Source organism: Rhizobium sp. F40D2 (genome assembly GCF_051810745.2).
GTDB lineage: Bacteria > Pseudomonadota > Alphaproteobacteria > Rhizobiales > Rhizobiaceae > Rhizobium.
The window spans coordinates 3,635,936-3,653,882 of sequence record NZ_CM131436.1; the positions used below are offsets into that span (position 1 = coordinate 3,635,936).

At 62.1% G+C, this 17,947-nt stretch carries 18 protein-coding genes; 9 read left to right on the plus strand and 9 right to left on the minus strand.

The window, feature by feature from the left end:
* Positions 1-407: 407 nt before the first annotated feature.
* Positions 408-791 carry an Hpt domain-containing protein gene (locus ACS4RS_RS17460; protein WP_003569019.1) on the plus strand — a complete coding sequence of 128 codons (384 nt, stop codon included), beginning with the start codon at positions 408-410 and terminating at the stop codon, positions 789-791.
* Between the two features lie 200 nt (positions 792-991).
* Positions 992-1,312, plus strand: coding sequence for a 2Fe-2S iron-sulfur cluster-binding protein (locus tag ACS4RS_RS17465; protein ID WP_085737415.1), 321 nt, complete (start codon positions 992-994; stop codon positions 1,310-1,312).
* A gap of 441 nt (positions 1,313-1,753) precedes the next feature.
* Here the strand turns inward: ACS4RS_RS17465 and ACS4RS_RS17470 are convergent, their stop codons facing one another.
* On the minus strand, positions 1,754-2,380 hold the full coding sequence (locus ACS4RS_RS17470; protein WP_449313755.1) for a DUF922 domain-containing Zn-dependent protease: 627 nt from the start codon (positions 2,378-2,380) through the stop codon (positions 1,754-1,756).
* 101 nt (positions 2,381-2,481) lie between these two features.
* Here ACS4RS_RS17470 and folP point away from each other — a divergent pair, with 101 nt between their 5' ends.
* The 3 genes from folP to folK are packed head-to-tail and all read left to right on the plus strand — an operon-like array spanning position 2,482 to position 4,224.
* On the plus strand, positions 2,482-3,351 hold the full coding sequence (gene folP / locus ACS4RS_RS17475) for a dihydropteroate synthase (RefSeq protein WP_439009958.1): 870 nt from the start codon (positions 2,482-2,484) through the stop codon (positions 3,349-3,351).
* Entirely contained in the window at positions 3,348-3,713 is a 366-nt protein-coding gene (gene folB, locus ACS4RS_RS17480; RefSeq protein WP_003586182.1) for a dihydroneopterin aldolase, read from the plus strand. Before folP ends, folB begins: the two co-directional genes overlap by 4 nt.
* Positions 3,706-4,224 (plus strand): 2-amino-4-hydroxy-6-hydroxymethyldihydropteridine diphosphokinase, encoded by a 519-nt coding sequence (gene folK / locus ACS4RS_RS17485; RefSeq protein ID WP_439011812.1) that lies wholly within the window; start codon positions 3,706-3,708, stop codon positions 4,222-4,224. The genes folB and folK overlap by 8 nt, the downstream gene beginning before the upstream one ends.
* A gap of 68 nt (positions 4,225-4,292) precedes the next feature.
* Here folK and ACS4RS_RS17490 read toward each other — a convergent pair whose 3' ends face one another.
* The 4 genes from ACS4RS_RS17490 to ACS4RS_RS17505 all read right to left on the minus strand — a co-directional run bounded on the left by ACS4RS_RS17490 (position 4,293) and on the right by ACS4RS_RS17505 (position 8,176).
* A complete protein-coding gene (locus ACS4RS_RS17490) occupies positions 4,293-4,844 on the minus strand; it encodes a hypothetical protein (RefSeq protein ID WP_439009957.1) in 552 nt (183 codons plus the stop codon).
* Between the two features lie 210 nt (positions 4,845-5,054).
* Positions 5,055-6,134 carry a YcjF family protein gene (locus ACS4RS_RS17495; protein ID WP_449313756.1) on the minus strand — a complete coding sequence of 360 codons (1,080 nt, stop codon included), beginning with the start codon at positions 6,132-6,134 and terminating at the stop codon, positions 5,055-5,057.
* Positions 6,131-7,606, minus strand: coding sequence for a YcjX family protein (locus tag ACS4RS_RS17500; RefSeq protein WP_449313757.1), 1,476 nt, complete (start codon positions 7,604-7,606; stop codon positions 6,131-6,133). The genes ACS4RS_RS17495 and ACS4RS_RS17500 overlap by 4 nt, the downstream gene beginning before the upstream one ends.
* 75 nt (positions 7,607-7,681) lie before the next feature.
* On the minus strand, positions 7,682-8,176 hold the full coding sequence (locus ACS4RS_RS17505; RefSeq protein ID WP_439009955.1) for a histidine phosphatase family protein: 495 nt from the start codon (positions 8,174-8,176) through the stop codon (positions 7,682-7,684).
* Between the two features lie 276 nt (positions 8,177-8,452).
* Here ACS4RS_RS17505 and dksA point away from each other — a divergent pair, with 276 nt between their 5' ends.
* Complete coding sequence (gene dksA / locus ACS4RS_RS17510) at positions 8,453-8,872, plus strand: RNA polymerase-binding protein DksA (RefSeq protein ID WP_003569003.1); 420 nt, start codon at positions 8,453-8,455, stop codon at positions 8,870-8,872.
* A 63-nt stretch (positions 8,873-8,935) separates the two neighbouring features.
* Here dksA and ACS4RS_RS17515 read toward each other — a convergent pair whose 3' ends face one another.
* Positions 8,936-9,700 (minus strand): DUF1062 domain-containing protein, encoded by a 765-nt coding sequence (locus ACS4RS_RS17515; RefSeq protein WP_439009954.1) that lies wholly within the window; start codon positions 9,698-9,700, stop codon positions 8,936-8,938.
* Between the two features lie 294 nt (positions 9,701-9,994).
* Positions 9,995-11,062 (minus strand): flagellar biosynthetic protein FliO, encoded by a 1,068-nt coding sequence (locus ACS4RS_RS17520; protein ID WP_449313758.1) that lies wholly within the window; start codon positions 11,060-11,062, stop codon positions 9,995-9,997.
* 304 nt (positions 11,063-11,366) lie between these two features.
* Here ACS4RS_RS17520 and cckA point away from each other — a divergent pair, with 304 nt between their 5' ends.
* Positions 11,367-13,970 carry a cell cycle histidine kinase CckA gene (cckA, locus tag ACS4RS_RS17525; RefSeq protein WP_439009952.1) on the plus strand — a complete coding sequence of 868 codons (2,604 nt, stop codon included), beginning with the start codon at positions 11,367-11,369 and terminating at the stop codon, positions 13,968-13,970.
* A 153-nt stretch (positions 13,971-14,123) separates the two neighbouring features.
* Complete coding sequence (locus ACS4RS_RS17530; RefSeq protein ID WP_439009951.1) at positions 14,124-14,507, plus strand: DUF3592 domain-containing protein; 384 nt, start codon at positions 14,124-14,126, stop codon at positions 14,505-14,507.
* A gap of 45 nt (positions 14,508-14,552) precedes the next feature.
* Here the strand turns inward: ACS4RS_RS17530 and ACS4RS_RS17535 are convergent, their stop codons facing one another.
* Positions 14,553-15,479, minus strand: a complete 927-nt coding sequence (locus ACS4RS_RS17535; RefSeq protein WP_439009950.1) for a pseudouridine-5'-phosphate glycosidase — start codon at positions 15,477-15,479, stop codon at positions 14,553-14,555.
* Between the two features lie 86 nt (positions 15,480-15,565).
* Positions 15,566-16,510 carry a PfkB family carbohydrate kinase gene (locus tag ACS4RS_RS17540; RefSeq protein WP_439009949.1) on the minus strand — a complete coding sequence of 315 codons (945 nt, stop codon included), beginning with the start codon at positions 16,508-16,510 and terminating at the stop codon, positions 15,566-15,568.
* A 229-nt stretch (positions 16,511-16,739) separates the two neighbouring features.
* On the opposite strand from ACS4RS_RS17540, the gene recA reads away from it, so the two are divergent.
* A complete protein-coding gene (gene recA / locus ACS4RS_RS17545; protein WP_003586201.1) occupies positions 16,740-17,828 on the plus strand; it encodes a recombinase RecA in 1,089 nt (362 codons plus the stop codon).
* Positions 17,829-17,947 lie beyond the last annotated feature (119 nt).

Here is a 17,947-nt window from a genome sequence, read left to right on the forward strand (position 1 = left end):
ACCCGGGGAACAACTTTGCCGTTCCAGCCTTCCATCCCAACGACGGACGGATAAGCATGTCATTTCAGAGTAGATAGCCGCTTTTTCAAACGGAAGGTATCAAAACACTACCATTATCCACTCGCTCGGCAAAGGCGCGTACCATAAACCCGCTCCACCAGTATCGTAGTGACACATCTGGGCTCTTCACACAATTAATGAAGGCTTGAGATTTAAGGCCCGTTAACCCGTTGTTAACATCTTTAAATCCGCGGCACCGCTTAAAAACCAATAATTTAGCGATATTTAACGGATGTTAACCATATGGCGAGATTCCCGCCCGGAATGTGCCGGAATTTAACGTGATGGCCACCCTCCTGTCGCAGAACTGTTGCAACTGCGGACGACACGAAACGGGAGAATTGGCAATGGCAGCTCAGATGGCAGCTTTGAACATCGTATTCGAGGCGCCGGATAATGCAAAGGGACCCTGTCCCTCGAAGGTCCGGCCGATCGATCTCGTCCATCTCGCCAAGCAGACGATGGGCGACAAGTCGCTGGAAATCGAAGTCCTTCAGATGTTTGCGCGCCAGGCTCGCGCATGTCTGCAGGATATTGCGAGCGGCGAAACCATCCGCGTCGGCGCGGCCGCGCACCGCCTGAAGGGCGCGGCAAGCTCGGTCGGCGCGTTTCGCGTGTCGCAGACGGCCGAAGCCGTCGAGGAAACCGGCGGTGACGCCGGGGCGACGGCAGCGCTGGGTGCCGCCGTCATCGACGCCGAGAATTTCATCCTGAAGCTCTGCCGCGGCTGATACCTGTTTGCGATCGTTCGAATGAGGCCCGTTGTTCCATTGCGGAACCGCGGGTCTTTTTGCGACGTCTTCCATGACGCTTTGAAGACGGCGGGCGAAGGCCCGATCTGCGAGGTTATGGCGACTTTCCCGATGTTGACTGAAGCGTCGAATTGTCGGAAGAAAATCCGCCCATCATTTGAAGACCGGAAATAGTCCTGATGCCAAAACTTACCATCGTCGCCTTCGACGGCACGCGCTTCGACCTCGATGTCGACCAAGGCTCCACCGTCATGGAGAATGCCGTGCGCAATTCGGTGCCCGGCATCGAGGCCGAATGCGGCGGCGCCTGCGCCTGCGCGACCTGTCATGTCTATGTCGACGAGGCATGGACCGAGCAGGTCGGTCAGCCGGAAGCGATGGAAGAGGATATGCTCGACTTCGCCTTCGATGTGCGCCCGACCTCACGGCTGTCCTGTCAGATCCGCATGAAGGCTGCCTATGACGGACTCGTGGTGCACGTGCCGGAACGTCAGGCTTAAAGCGCGTCGCGATCTTTCAGATTCGCTGCTTGCGCTTTAGCTCATTGTTTTACGCGTATCGTTGCGGCAAAAGCGCTTTGCGTTTTGGCTGGGAAAACCGCTGCACACTTTTGCGCGACATGCTTTAAGCGCGCCACGCTTCAACTTCGGCGAAATAGGATCCACAAAAAAGACGCCTCGCGCGCTGGTGCGAGCGAGGCGAGGCGGGCGCATTACCTACGGATGAGGGAGGAACATCCGCGGCTTCGGAACGCGCCAGGAGAACCCAGCGATGAAAGGGCAGATGCCGTAGCTGCACTTTCGAATGTGTTCATATTAACGCGTTCCGGTTGAGTCTGCCAGGATGAAAAATGACCATTCAATCACTGGGGAGGGGACAAGTTTCGCACAAGTTTCGTTGTGCAGCTAAGGGTTTCCGCTCGCAACCAGATCGAAAAAGCCTTATTTTGCGCCGGCTCGGCCGTTGATTCGATTGTTCAGCAATCTCAGCATGCGTTTCTGGAAATTGACCGCCTCGACCCGGTCGAATCGCGCCTGCTGCCGATCGTGCTCCTCTATACCGCGAGCCGATTCGCCTGAGACGAGTTCCTGCATGGCCTCGCAGGTGCGCTGCTGCGGCAGGGCGCGGATGGCGCGTTCCATGGCGCGGGCCTGATCACGGGCGATTTCGGCATGGCGCTCCTCGTGGCGCTTGATATCGCTCGACAGGGCATCCCAAATCATCGACAGCTCCTTGCTGACCGCCTTGCGGCTGTTCCAGCGCGGCAGGATGATCTGGGTGTGGACCGTGACCTTGACGTTGCCGACGCGGCAACGGCCATTATCCTGGATGTAGGTGGCCTCACCACCGAAGCGGATCTTCGTTGCGCCGGGATGGCGCGCCGAGGAGCCGCTCGAGGTTGGGCCGCGCCGGCTGAGTTCGCGGTCGAGCTCATCCGCGGTTTTGCCGCGGATGTCGAAATAGGAATAGCTTTTCGATGCGATCACTTCTGCTGCCACTGGGCCGCAAACGGAAAGAGCAATGGAAAAGGCGATAGGAAGGACCATATAACGCACTGCAAGCGGCATTCTGAACGCAACCCGTGTTGAAATCGACCGGAGCTTGGGGCATAGCCACCGCAAGCGCAATATCGGATGGCGCTTTTTTCGCGATCGATGGGATAAGTCTGGTGACAGGGTTCGAAGGCAGTTTATGGCGTGTGGGCCATGGCCGGGAGATCGAACTCGGCCGTCGTTCTCTCATCATGGCGATCATCAACGTGACGCCGGATTCCTTTTCAGATGGCGGACGCTTCGAAACCGTCGATGCGGCCGTCGAACACGCGCTTCGGGCGGTGAGTGAGGGTGCCGGGATTGTCGATATCGGCGGCGAATCGACCCGGCCGAACGCCGCTGCGGTCAGCCCTTCCGAGGAGCAGGCTCGCGTGCTGCCGGTCATCGAGGCGCTGCGCGGACGCACCCAGGCGCTGATCTCGATCGATACCTATCGCGCCGAAACGGCGCGGCTGGCGGTCAGTGCCGGCGCCCATATCGTCAATGATGTGTTCGGGCTGCAGAAGGAGCCGGATATCGCCGACATCGCCGCAGCGACCGGGGCCGGGCTCTGCATCATGCATACCGGCCGCGACAGGGCGAAGCTTCCCGACGTGATCGCCGACCAAGTGCATTTTCTCAAGCGGTCGCTTGAGATCGCTCAGGCAGCCGGCGTCAACAGCGACCGCATCGTGCTCGATCCGGGCTTCGGCTTTGCCAAGGAGACGGCGGAGGAGAACCTTGAACTGATGGCGCGATTTTCCGAACTTTCCCGCTTCGGCCTGCCGCTGCTTGCCGGGACGTCGCGCAAGCGCTTCCTCGGCGCGTTGACGGGGCGCGAGGCGGCAGACAGGGATGCGGCGACGGCCGTCACCAGCGCCCTGCTCAGGCTTCAGGGGGCTGCGGTTTTCCGGGTGCACAATGTCGCAATCAACAGGGATGCGCTCGATATCGCCGATGCTATGCTGAATGCGCGCCAGGAATTCGAGAGGAAGCGGCCGACATGACCACCTACACGATCACGCTGCAGAACTGCGCCTTCTTTGCGCGCCACGGCGTGCATGACGAGGAGGAATTCCTCGGCCAGCGCTTCTTCGTCGATGCTGAGCTCGATGTCGTTGCCGGCGAGGCGCTGAAAAGCGATTCGATCGACGATACCGTCAATTATGGCATCGCCTTCACGGTGATCGAGGGGATCGTCACCGGCAAGCGACGCTACCTGATCGAGGCGCTGGCGCTCGATATCGCCAAGGGGCTCTGCGAGACATTCCCGCAGGTCCGGCGGGCGAAAATCACGGTGCGCAAGCCGAACGCGCCGGTGCCCGGTGTACTCGATTTCGTGCAGGTGAGCGTTGAACACTTTGCCTGAGGCCGCGTTGCAATCGGCCACACTCGGCCTCGGCGGCAATATCGGCGATCCCGTCAAGGCGATGGCCGCCGCGCTGCAGCGGCTGGACGGACGAGATGACTGCCGGGTTACGGCGGTCTCGCGGCTCTATCGCACGCCGCCCTGGGGCAAGACCGACCAATCCTTCTTCTTCAACGCCTGCGCCGCCATCGAAACCCGGCTGGAGCCCGAGGCTTTGCTCGATGTCTGCCTGTCGATCGAGCGGGAGATGAAACGCGAGCGTATCGAGCGCTGGGGTCCGCGCACACTCGATATCGACGTGCTGACCTATGGCGACGTCATCCAGGAGGCGCCGCGGCTGGAACTGCCGCATCCGCGCATGACTGATCGCGGTTTCGTGCTGATGCCGCTTGCCGATATCGCACCGGCCCTGCTCGTCAGGGGCAGGGCGATTAGCGACTGGCTGTCGGATGCGGAGGTGGCGGGCATCGAGGTTGCCGACAGTAGCCGCGACTGGTGGCTCCAAACCTGAGGCGGAGATCCTGAAACGGAAAACGACGGGAAACCCGCCGCTTCAGGAAAATCCGCTGCACGATTGATCTACTGGATCGAACCGACGGCCATTTCGTCGACCTGGCGCGTCAGCGTCAGGCCGATGACCGGGATCATCTGGCTTTCCACCTTGACCGAAACGGTGACGTTCATCGTCTTGTCGTCACGCACGCGGGCGATCATTGCGCCGTTCAGCTTGGCGCGGTTGATGCCGACGACGACGGTATCCTCGCTGACCGCGCCGGAGACGACGTCAAGACCCCTGCCGGCGGCGCCGTCGAGGAACTTGCCCTTGTAGGTGGAGCCCGACTGCGAGATGACGGCGGTCATCGGCTGCTTGAAGACGCCGACGCGGCAGGTGCCGTCGAGCTTGATGCCGGCGCCACTGTCGCCCGTTGGCTCGCCGATCAGGTTGCAGGTGAATTTCGTACCCTTGTATTTGCCGGCGACGATTTCGCCCGGGCCCTTCCAGGAGCCGGTGACGGAATCGAAGAAGGCCTTGTCACGGGTTGCGGCGGTGGCTGCCGGAGCGACATCTGCGACGGGAGACAATGCCGCGGCGGCCAGACCGCATATAATGAGAAACTTGCGCGAATACATGGATTTTCCTTGGCAAACACCACTCACGAACTGGCTGCAAGTTTTGCCTGGGAATGGTTAATCCTTCCTTTCGATTGTGCCGAAATGCAAGGCAATACAGGGGTTTGGCGCAATTCCGATTTCAGTACATCGTCGTTATAGTCTTGAATTTGCTGTAATTTCGCCAACATTCCGTTAGGGATGGCAAAGGCTGCGGAATTGTTCCGTCTCTCAAGGAGTGTTGCCGCGCGGCGACATGGAGGGCGTGAGATCGCCAATGAAATCGCCGATTCCCGGCCGCTTTAGGGCATGGAAGGCGAGCGGGCGGCAGAGATCCATCGCCGCGATTCCAATGCGGGCGGTCATCAAGCCGTTGATGACGCCTTCGCCGAGCCGGGCCGAGAGCTTGGAGGCCAGGCCATGGCCGAGCACCTGCTGGACAAGACTGTCGCCGACGGCGATCGAGCCGGTGACGGCCAGATGCGCCAGCACGTCGCGCAGCAGACGGAACATGCCGAGGGTGCCGGGACGGCCGCCGTAAAGCTCGGCCATAGCGCGGATGAGGCGCACGGCCTCATAGAGCACATAGAGCAGGTCGACCACGGCGCGCGGGCTGACGGCGGTGACGATCGAGACGCGCTTTGAGGCGTTGACGATCAGGGCACGGGCCTTGCGGTCGAGGGGCGTGAGCAATTCCCGTTCGGCGAGCGCAATCAGATGCGGGGGATCGATGACCTCGCCTTCTGTCGCCTTCAGCGTGGCGCGGCCCTTGGATGTCTCGGGATTGCCCGAAAGCAGCGCGACGAGGCGGGCGACTACGGCGCGCGCCTTTGCCGGCCGGGTTTCGACCATCGCGGCTTCCGCTTCGGCCTTGATCGCCTGGACGGCGGCAAGGCGCATCATGCCTGACGTCTCGCGGATGACGAGGGCAAGCACGGCGAGGATGCCGACCGCGAGCACGGCAAGGGCCACATAACCCAACCAGTCGGCGCGGGTGAAGAGATCGCGGATCAGGCTATCGGTCCAGAGGCCGAGGCCAAGCGACAGCAGGATGCCGAAGGCGCCGGCGGCGATCTTGCCGAAGGAGGTTCGGCGTCTCAGCGGCGTTGCCACCGGCACTGCGCTCAGATCCTTGTCGGGATTGAGGAAGGGATCGTCCTCATCAGTCGTCACGACGATGTTTTCGGAGAAGCTTTGCGGCTTGCGCCGCTGCTCTCCTTGGCGGCCGTTGTCATGGCGCTCGGCGGCCTCGTCCTCATAGGTGAAAGCCGCGGGCGGGCGGCGTGGCGGATCGGAGGGGGGCTTGCTCATGCGAGACGATCTCCGAACAGGAACTGCATGGCGCGGTCGAGGCGGATATGCGGCACCGACAGCTTGATGCCGCCGCCGGTTTCCTCAAGCTGCGGCGGGCGGAACCTGACGACATTGACATCGGGCAGCCGCAAGCCGCTCTCGCCCGCGGCGATGCGGTCGAACAGGCTTTCGGGATCCGCCGGCAGGTCGCCGGGGAAGATGGCGGTCTTTCTCTCGCCGTCGAAGCGCTCGCCGGCGATGGTTTCGCCCTCCATCGGGGTGCCGACGATGACAGGCAGGTCATGGCCGTCGCGCTTGACCGATGCCTCGCGGGTGGCGCGCACGGAGGCGAGCGCCATGACGTCGATGCCCGCACCCGCCATGCCGATCCGGTCGATGGCGCGATCGACCAGGCGGCGGGTCAGCGCATCGAGCCGGTCGTGGCTTTCGTGATGGAGATGATCGGCTTTGGTGGCGGCGACCAGCACCCGGTCGATGCGCCGGCCGAGCAGTGAGGAGAGCAGCGAATTGGTGCCGGGGCGGAAACAGGCGAGCACATCGGTCAGCGCGCGTTCCAGATCCTGGACGGCTTCGGGGCCGCGATTCATCGCCTGCAGCGCATCGACTAGCACGATCTGACGGTCGAGCCGGGCGAAATGCTCGCGGAAGAAGGGTTTGACGACGACCGATTTATAGGCCTCGTAGCGCCGCTCCATCATCGTCCAGAGCGAGTTGCGCCCGGGACGGCCGTCCGCCGGCAAGGCCAGCGGTGCGAAGGTCAGCGCCGGCGAGCCGTCGAGATCGCCGGGCAGCAGCAGGCGGCCGGGCGGCAGGGTGGAGAGCGAGCGTTCGTCGGCCTTGCAGGCCTTGAGATAATCGGCAAAGGCGGTGGCGAGGTCGCGGGCGATCATCTCGTCGGCGCTGGCATGGATATCGGCGGCATGCGTCAGCGCCAGCCATCCGCGCGACAGCTCGGAGCGGACGCCGGTTTTCGCCAGCGCGATCGTTTCCTCGCTGAAGGTGCGGTAATCCTTGCCGAGCAGCGGCAGGTCGAGCAGCCATTCGCCGGGATAATCGACGATATCGATCGACAGGCGGCCGGGCGAAAACAGCCGGTTCCAGCCGCTGGCGCTTTGATAATCCAGCGTGATGCGCAGCTCGGAGATGGCGCGGGTCGAATCCGGCCAGATACGGTCCTTCACCAGCGCGCGGATATGATCCTCGTACTGGAAGCGCGGCACGGCATCGTCGGGCTGCGGCTCCAGCCGCACCGCCGAGACACGGCCGGACTGCACCGGCTCGAACAACGGCAGGCGGCCGCCATGCAGGAGATTGTGCACCAGCGATGAGATGAAGACCGTCTTGCCGGAGCGGGAGAGACCGGTAACACCGAGCCGCACGGTCGGATTGACGAGGCCGCTTGCCCGATCGGCGAGATTGTCGAAGGCGATGCGGGCGTCGTCGGCAAAGGATGTGAGGCGTGGCGGCAAGGCGCGATTCCGGTTGGTGACTGCCGGCAATATAGGAAGGGCGCGCCGCCTGCAAAAGACGCGGCGCGAAAGCTTTCAGACGACCACGAAATCGGTGAGACGCCAGCCGCCGGCGGCAGCGTCGTAATCGACGACGGCAAGGCCCGCCGTCGGAAAGCCGCCGGGAAGGGCGCTGACCATCGCCGCGTGGCCGATCAGCACTTCCAGCGTCTGCTCCATGGTGGGGTTGTGGCCGACCAGCATGACGGCCGCCTCTTCCTGCGAATCGATGATTTCGAGATAGTTATCGACCGTGGCGTTATAAAGTGCATCGACATAACGCATGTCGAGCGTGAGGCCCATTGCCCGATGGACCGCATCGGCAGTCCCGCGGCAGCGCAACGCCGTCGAACTGATCAGTAGATCGGGACGATAGCCCTTGTCGGCGGCTTTGTCGGCAATGAGCTCGGCATCGCCGAAGCCTTTTTCGTTGAGCGGCCGGTCGAAATCGCGCTGCCCAGGTTCGGCCCAGGCGGCCTCGGCATGACGCAGGAGATAGATGCGGTTCGGTGGAGGCAGCGGTACGGTCATGGGCAAATCCAGGATCGGGCGGGTCTTTTCAGTAGCGGTTGCGCTTGGCCGCCGTCAATCGCCAGCCGTGCTGCAACCGCCCAAAACGTGGCTGACAACACGGCGTTTTGAAGGCGAAGAAGAAAACGGCGGCCGGAATAACCATGACAAAATAGATCGTTAGCCTAAAATTGTAACAGATTTAAAAATCTGTTTACCTGTCGTATTTGGCTTGAATCGCGGCTAGCGCTTGGGATATACACCCGCCCAGATGAGATGTTCTTCAGGAGAATCGCGTTGAGTGAGAAGATCGATCTTAGCAATTACGTTCCCTCGGAAGAGGAAGAGTTCATGAACGTAAACCAGCGTGCCTACTTCAGGACCAAGCTGGTTGCATGGAGAAATGATATCCTTCGAGAAGCGCGCGAAACCCTCGACCACCTGGCCGAGGAAAGCGCAAACCATCCCGACCTCGCCGACCGGGCGTCGTCGGAAACCGACCGGGCGATCGAACTTCGCGCCCGCGATCGGCAGAGAAAGCTGATTTCCAAGATCGACGCGGCACTGCAGCGCATCGAAGACGGTACTTACGGCTATTGCGAGGAAACCGGCGAACCGATCGGCCTCAAGCGTCTCGACGCCCGCCCGATCGCGACCCTGTCGATCGAGGCGCAGGAGCGCCACGAACGCCGCGAAAAAGTCTATCGCGACGAATAGCGGTTTTCATGCAGAGATGAGAGCAGCAAGCGCCGCGATCGGATCGCGGCGCTTGTTCGTTGATCACTGCTCCACTGCAGGATCGCCTGTCGCCAGAGCTTTCCATGATTGCTCTCGCTCGGCCTCCATGGAGAGGTCGATCGTCACAAGGGTGCCGTTCCTCAGTCGTCGTCGCAGGATGTCTGCTTTCTCAGGATCCGTCCGAACCATGCCTTCACCGTGAAGAGCCTGCAGCCTTGAGCGTGAAAGCTTCAGTTCCGAGGCCAGGAAACGGTCGAGGCGGGTGCTCGTTGGGACCGGGACCGTCAGTTCGATTGCCAATTTCGTCCAATTTGCGGTTTCGTGCCGCATCTCCTTGGTGATTTCAAATTCGGCAAACTCGTCCACACGCAGCGATTTGCGTCGGAGAGCATCGAGGTTGAAGGTCTCGGCCCGGATCCAGTCCGGATCGTTGGACTGCAGCGCGTCAAGGATCGCAGGATCGATGTCGCGGACATTGCGGCGCTCGAAGATCGGCCGGTTCCATGTCCTTTCGCAGGTCAGGCATTTGTAGATAAGCCAGGCATCCAGCTTGCGGCCATTGGCGTTCAGCCTGATCTTGCCGCTGCATGCGAAGGCTCTCGGGCCTCCGCATCCGCCACATGCGATCCAGGGCTGGGGAGCTGTCTTGGGAATAATGGTCCATCGGACCCGAAGCGTCTTGCACATATCGTCTTGGTCTTCCGTTCGGAAGTCCATCGAGATGGTGCATGAGAAAACCCTTGCGGGCGCGGTGTGGCGATGTTGTGGGCGGCTGAAGAGCTGAGACAGCGGAGCTGCACATGGCACATTGGAACGATGCCAAACCGGTCTCTCGCCACCACCCGATGAACATGGTCGCATGCCGCCAGCGTGTCGCTAGGCGGCAGTACGGGTGAAACTGGAGTGAGACCGGTGTTTACTTAGGCAAAATGCAACCTCGGATGCGCCAACGCTCTTCACCCCGATCGATAGCAAATGATCGGCATGATGGGGAGGCCCGAGACATTCGGACACTGAAAAAGCCGCGGTATGCGGCTTTTGTGCAACTTCATGGTGAAGGAGAAGGCGCGGCAACCCGGCGTGAGGCGGGCGTCTTTGCCCTTATTTGTCGCGATTGACGCTCATTTCGCCGAAGATGCGGGCGACTTCCTTCTGCAGTTCGGTATCGGCGCCGGTGATCGGGGCGAGGTCGGGATCGCGGCGCGGCAGGTTGCCCGGCTGCGGCTGCGGTATGGCTTGGCGCGGGGCCTGGTTTGCGGGCGCCGGCACGATGCGTTCGGCCGTCAGATTGTTTGACATCTCCTCTTCCAGCACGCGCTGGAAATCATGGCGGGTCGCCGCTGCCGATTGCGCAGCCGCATCGTCATCGGCTGTGACCGGCGCGGCGCGGGCGGCGGCCGGCATGTCGTGGACCGGCGCGGCGGAGCTCTCGGGTTCGATGCGCTGCTGCGGCAGCACGCGCTGGCGGGCGGCATCGAGGATTTCGGCCGCACTTGCGGTATCGTGGAACGCTGCGGGCGCGACCGGGGGAGCAACGGGGCGCTCCGGCGGGCGCGGCTGGGGCGGGGCAGGCGGAGGAATGTCGCGTTCGGCCGACAGCGGCGCTGTCACCGGGTTTGCCGGAAGAGGGCTCGTTGCCACAGGCGGCGCCACGGCAGGCTGGGCTTGCGGTTCGGGGCGCGGGCGCGGCTCCGGCAAAACCGGTGCGGAGAAGGAAGGCTCGGCGGCCGGCTCGACGCGGGCGGTGACGGGCGGTGCGACCGGAGCTGCAACTGCGGCGCGGGGCGGAGAAACCGGTGGCGTTTCCGGGCGCGCCAGGGGTGATACCGGGCGCTGTTCGACCGGTTGCGGACGGTCGGCGGTTTCCGGCTGTTCGGCCGCAGCGGGCAGGATACGGCTTTCGATGACGATATCGCTCGGGCCGCCGATCATGATCAGATGCTCGACGTCGTCGCGGCGCACCAGCACCAGCCGGCGACGGGCATCGACAGCGGCGGCATCCAGAACCTGCAGACGCGGCTGGCGGTTGCGGCCGCCGCGCACGAAGGGCGAGGGCGCCCGGCTGCGGATCACCCAGAGCACGAGGATGAGCAGGAGAAGCGCCAGACCGACGCCACCGGCGGCAAGCAGAAAACGGCTGCCATAAGCTCCGACAACATCATCCAACATAATCACTTACTCCATTTCATATTCGGCACATATTGACGACTTTTCCGTTCCTTAGGCAAGGGCCGCGGGTGCTGTCCAGTCACGGGAGAACGCGATTTCGTGTTCAATGCTTGGGTGCTCGGCGATCGTACGCAGGGTGGCCGCGACAGGGTTCAGGGGCAGATGGCGCTGTTGCCTGTGAATTCAAGCAGTCTTGCCGGCCGCCGGTGTTTTTGCCGACGCGGCAAATTGCTAAGAAGGAAAGAGTGCCTGATTCCCGCTTCGTGTTCGTGCTACGAAGCTGGAGGGCTTATGTGAGGAATACATGACGAAACCGCGTCAGGCCGACGATTATAACGCACCGCTTGTGGATCGTGGGGGGCGTTCTGGCACGGTTTTGCGCATTCTTCTGCTGGCTCTCGTGCTGATCGCAGCCGCCGGCGGCTTCGTCGTCTTCAAGAGATCGCTCGACAATGAGATCGTGCTCGGCGGTCTTGGCGTGCTTGCCATGGTCGGCATCTTCTTCCTGGTATCCTCGGTCATCGGCTTCATCGAGGTGATGCCGCAGCGCCAGTCCGACAGCCTGGCGCGCGCCTTCCTCAACAGCCATCCGGACGGCACGCTGATCACCGACGAAAAGGGCCGGATCATCTATGCCAATGCCGCCTATGGCGCGCTGACCGGCGCGCGCAAGGCGACCGAGGTGCAGACGCTGGAAACCCTGCTGTCGCGCCACCGCGAATCGAACGAGGCGCTCTACAGGCTGGTCAACGGTCTGCGTGAGGGCAAGGAAGGCCGGGAGGAATTCCGCCTGCTGCGCGCCGTCGGCCCCGGCAGCAACAGCTCCGGCGCCCATTGGTATCGGCTGAAGGCGCGGCTGCTGCAGCCGGAGGAAAACGGCGGCAAGCCGCTGCAGATCTGGCAGATCACCGATATCACCACCGAGCGCGACGACCAGGAGCGCTTCTTCAAGGAATTGCAGAACGCGATCGACTATCTCGATCATGCGCCGGCCGGTTTCTTCTCAGCCGGCAGGAAGGGCGAGATTTTCTATCTCAACGCAACGCTTGCCGAGTGGCTGGGCCTCGATCTCACCAAATTCGTGCCGGGCTCGATGACGATCGGCGACGTGGTGGCGGGCGAGGGGCTGGCGCTGATCCAGTCGGTGCAGGCCGAACCGGGCCTGAAGAAGACGGTGACGCTCGATCTTGACCTGCGCAAGACCAATGGCCAGAGCCTACCGGTGCAGATCATCCACAGCGTCACCTCGATGCGCGACGGGGCGCCTGGCGAAAGCCGGACGATCGTGCTGGGGCGTGAAAAGAGCGAGGCCGGCGGCCAGTCCGCTTCAGCCGCCGCCATGCGTTTCACCCGCTTCTTCAACAACACGCCGATGGCAATTGCCTCGGTGGATGGTGAAGGGCGCATCCTGCGGACCAACGCGCCGTTCCTGAAGCTGTTCTCCGGCGTCGTCTCGCGCGATGACCTCGAAAAGGCGCCGCATCTCGAAACCATCGTGCAGGAAAGCGACCGGCCGCAGCTTGCCGAGGCACTGGCGGCGGCCAAGGACCGGCAGGGCGACATTGCGCCCCTCGATACCCGCACGCCGACCGACGAGGCGCGCTATTTCCGTTTCTACGTCAACGCCGTCATCGACCAGAGCGACGAGGCGCCCGAGGAGGCGGCGATCGTCTATGCCGTCGAGGTGACCGAGCAGAAGGCGCTGGAAGCGCAGATGGCGCAGACGCAGAAGATGAATGCCGTCGGCACGCTCGCTGGCGGCATCGCGCATGATTTCAACAATGTGCTGACGGCGATCCTGCTTTCTTCCGACCATCTGCTGCTGCAGGCGCGGCCGGCCGATGCGAGCTTTGCCGACCTGATGGAAATCAAGCGCAACGCCAACCGCGCCGCGGTGCTGGTGCGCCAGTTGCTCGCTTTCTCGCGCAAGCAGACGATGCGGCCCTCGGTGCTCAACCTCACCGATGTCGTCGGCGACCTGCGCATGCTGGTCGACCGGCTGCTCTCCGGCACCAACGTCAAGCTCGACGTGCAATATGGCCGCGACCTCTGGCCCGTCAAAACCGATCTTTCGCAATTCGAACAGGTGCTGATCAATCTCTGCGTCAATGCGCGCGATGCGATGCCCGAGGGTGGCACGCTGACGCTGCGCACCCGAAACCTGACCGCCACTGAGGTCTCCGCCTTCAACTATTCCTACATGCCGGCCGAAGACATGGTGCTGGTCGAAGTCGCCGATAATGGCACCGGTATCGCGCCTGAGATCATGGACAAGATCTTCGAGCCCTTCTTCACCACCAAGGATGTCGGCAAGGGCACGGGACTTGGCCTTGCCATGGTCTACGGCATCGTCAAGCAATCGGGTGGTTACATCCAGCCGGAATCCGAAGTTGGCAAGGGCACGACCTTCCGGGTCTTCCTGCCGCGCCATATTCCGGAGCCGGCGGTTGCCGCCGAAGCCGGTGCGATCGACAGCGCCGTCGCCGAGATCGGCATGCGGCCGGAGGCGCCAACGGCGCAGCAGCCGGAAGACCTGACGGGATCGGCGGTCATCCTTCTCGTCGAAGACGAGGAGGCGGTGCGCCGCGGCGGCAAGCGCATGCTGGAAACGCGCGGTTATACCGTGCACGAGGCAGGCTCCGGCGTCGAGGCGCTCAGCATCATGGAAGAGCTCGACGGCAAGGTGGACATCGTCGTTTCCGACGTGGTCATGCCGGAGATGGACGGCCCGACGCTGCTGCGCGAGCTGCGCAAGACCTATCCCGATATGAAATTCATCTTCGTCTCCGGCTATGCCGAAGACGCCTTCGCCCGCAACCTGCCGCCGGAGTCGAAATTCGGATTTTTGCCGAAGCCGTTCTCGCTGAAGCAGCTGGCGGTGGTGGTGAAGGAGACGCTGGATAGCTGACGCCCGGTGATTTGCTGGCTGGAGAGGGCTACGTGTGTGGTCCCCTTATGGCCGCAAATCATCTCCCCAAAAGGAGAGTGCTTACGCTTGGCAGGACCATGACCGCGTAATATGGTCTCTGCGATCCGGCAAAAGGAAACTGAGGGGCCGTCCATGTATGAAGCACTATGGGTAGCTTCTATCATTGCCTTCCCGTTGATCCTGTTCGGACTTCGGGTCCGGCAGATATATCTGTCATATCGTTGGCGACCTGCAATAGCGCAAATCACGGCCTGCTACACAGGCACCATCGTCGATGTCGATAGTTTATTCGTGGATGCCGAATTTTCTGTCGACGGCGTGTCCTATCACAAGACGGAAATCAATACGCGCCAAATGCGCCGCGCTGGGTTCGAGCCGGGATCTCTTGTTTCCGTATTTGTTAATCCCGATGACCCCCACGACTTGATCCTCGATAAGCGCGATACCAACCTGCTGGATGCTTTGGCGAGGTCCTTCGTTGTACGCTTTTTGCCGACATCATCTCGAAGCGCGTGACCCATCTCCCGTTCATGGGGCGGGACCAGCCCGCCCCATCAAAAATCACTCGCCGAGCGCCACGGCAATCTCCGCCGCAAGTCTCGCATTATTCTCCACCAGCGCAATATTCGTCTTCAGGCTCTGGCCGTCCGTCAGGTCGAAAATGGTCGAGAGCAGATAGGGCGTCACCGCCTTGCCGGTGATTTCGTCGCGTTCGGCGCTATCAAGCGCCCGTTCGATATAGATCTCCATCTCCTCGCGCGCGATCTCGTCGGCCTCGGGTACCGGGTTAGCGACGAGCATGCCACCGTCGATGCCGAGCTGTTCGCGCACCGTCTGGAAATTGGCGATTGCCGCCGGGCTGTTCAGCGACAGCGGGCTTGGTATGCCGGAGGAGCGCGACCAGAAGGCGGGGAATTCTTCGCTCTCATAGGTGACGACGGGAACGCCACGGGTTTCCAGCACTTCCAGCGTCTTCGGAATGTCGAGGATCGCCTTGGCGCCGGCGCAGACGACGATGACGCCGGTGCGGGCCAGTTCCTCGAGATCGGCGGATATGTCGAAGCTTTCCTCGGCGCCGCGGTGAACGCCGCCGATGCCGCCTGTGGCAAAAACGCGGATGCCGGCGCGGGCGGCGGCGATCATCGTCGCCGCGACCGTGGTGGCGCCGGTGCGGCGCTCGGCGATCGCAAAGGCGAGATCGGCGCGCGACACCTTCATCACGTCGGTCGCCTTGGCAAGCTGCTCCAGTTCGCCGGCTTCAAGGCCGATATGCAGCGTGCCGTGAATGACGGCGATGGTTGCCGGCACCGCGCCCTGTTCGCGAATGATCGTCTCGACGCTGCGGGCCATCTCGATATTGCCGGGATAGGGCATGCCATGGGTGATAATGGTCGATTCCAGCGCCACCAGCGGCGCGCCACGCTGCTTGGCGCTGGCGACCTCCTTCGAATAGGCGATCGGCAGAAGAGGGGAAAGGGGCTTGGTCATGATCTTATCCTGTCGTCGATAGAGCATGATGCCGAAAGTCTCAGCGGTTTTCGGACGACATCATGTTGAACTTCAATTTAGCCGCTTCAATGCAGAATTCTGACCTTGGGAACAAGGGCAAGCGCCGCATTCAAGAGATCCGGCGTCAGATTTTCGTTGACGGCGTGCCGCGACTGCACGGTGAGCGTGGCGGCGGCGGTGCCGTGGCGAACCGCCTCCTCCAGCGGCAGGCCGGCCATCAAGGCGCTGAGTGTGCCGGCCGCAAGAGAATCGCCGGCACCGGTGACATCGGCGACCGTGTCGGCGACCGGCGGCTGCAGCGTCACGGCGCGGCCCTCGCAAAGCGCTACGAGCTCGCGGCGGCCGCGGGTAATGACGGCGTTCCTGATGCCGATTTCGTTCAGAAGCGGTGGCCAGCCGGCAGCGTCTTCGGGCTGTTCACCGGCAAGGGCGGCCGCCTCGGCCTCATTCAGGAACAGGTAGTCGATATCCCCTATACACGGTTTCAGTCTGACGACCTTGGCCGGCGAGATGGCAATCGCCGCGACCGGCTTCGCCAGGGAATGCGCCTTGGCAACGATCGCCGCGATCGTTTCTTCCGGCAGGTTGGCGTCGAAAAGAATGAGGTCATGGGTGGCGAAAGCCTCCCGTACCCAGCGGATGGAGAGACGCCGCGGCACGAAGAAGCGGTAAAGATCCATGTCGGCAAGGGCGATCACCAGATTGCCGTCCTTCTCGATGATCGCCGTATAGCTCGGGGTCTTGCGGTCGAGGAAGACGAAAGGTCGATCGTCGATGCCGGCGAAATCAGCGGCTTCGCCGACCATCTCGCCCATCGGATCGCCGCCGCGCGGCGAGATCATCGTCACTTGAAATCCAAGCCTTGCGAGATTGCGCGCCGCATTGAAGCCGCCGCCGCCTGGCTCCTCGAACCAGGTGCCGGGATTGCTAGCGCCAGGCGTCGTCTCGCCGGAGATGCGGCCGCGTCTATCGATATGGGCACCGCCGAGAACGAGAATCTTTCCGCTCATTGCAGCCGCTCTCTCGATGCCCGAAACGCGAATCGATGCGATGGGTTCTCTTGCGCGGATATCGGCATTGCAGGTCTAAGCCGTTGCTTTGCATCGATAAAACAAAAATAGAACACGGGCCGTTTTACCTTTTTCTTTCAATTGTTTGATCGCCTATTGCGAGAGTAGAACAAATAGGGTACAAACTCGACATTGCTTGGGCGGCTTCAATAACCTAAAGGTGGATCGGATGTCTCAGAATTCATTGCGGCTGGTAGAGGACAAATCGGTGGACAAAAGCAAAGCGCTTGAAGCGGCACTCTCACAGATAGAGCGGTCGTTCGGCAAGGGCTCGATCATGAAACTCGGCTCCAACGAGAATGTTGTTGAGATCGAGACGATTTCGACCGGCTCGCTTGGCCTCGATATCGCACTTGGAGTCGGTGGTCTGCCGAGGGGCCGAATCATCGAAATTTACGGGCCGGAAAGCTCGGGTAAGACGACGCTTGCGCTGCAGACCATTGCCGAAGCGCAGAAGAAGGGCGGCATCTGCGCCTTCGTCGATGCCGAACATGCGCTCGATCCGGTCTATGCCCGCAAGCTTGGCGTCGATCTGCAGAACCTTCTGATCTCGCAGCCCGATACCGGCGAGCAGGCGCTGGAAATCACCGATACGCTGGTGCGCTCCGGGGCCGTCGATGTTCTCGTCGTCGACTCGGTCGCCGCACTGACGCCGCGCGCCGAAATCGAAGGCGAGATGGGCGACAGCCTGCCCGGTCTGCAGGCGCGCCTGATGAGCCAGGCGCTGCGCAAGCTCACGGCTTCGATCTCCAAGTCGAACACCATGGTGATCTTCATCAACCAGATCCGCATGAAGATCGGCGTCATGTTCGGTTCGCCTGAGACAACGACCGGCGGCAATGCGCTGAAGTTCTATGCCTCCGTGCGCCTCGACATCCGCCGCATCGGCGCGGTCAAGGAGCGCGAAGAGGTGATCGGCAACCAGACTCGCGTCAAGGTCGTCAAGAACAAGATGGCGCCGCCCTTCAAGCAGGTCGAATTCGACATCATGTATGGCGAGGGCGTTTCCAAGACCGGCGAACTGGTCGATCTCGGCGTCAAGGCCGGCATCGTCGAGAAATCCGGTGCCTGGTTCTCCTATAACAGCCAGCGTCTCGGCCAAGGCCGCGAAAACGCCAAGACCTTCCTGCGCGACAATCCGGATCTTGCCCGCGAGATCGAACTGTCGCTGCGCCAGAATGCCGGCCTGATCGCCGACCGCTTCCTGCAGAACGGCGGACCGGACCCCGATGACGGTGATGCTGCCGCGGAAATGTGATTTCGCGATCGGTTTTCTGTCAGTCCCTCTGAAAATCCAAGCCGGCTGCGTTCCCTGATCAGAATGCGGCCGGTTTTGTTTGTCTGCTGGACAGTGGCGGAGGCGAACGTTAAAAGCCG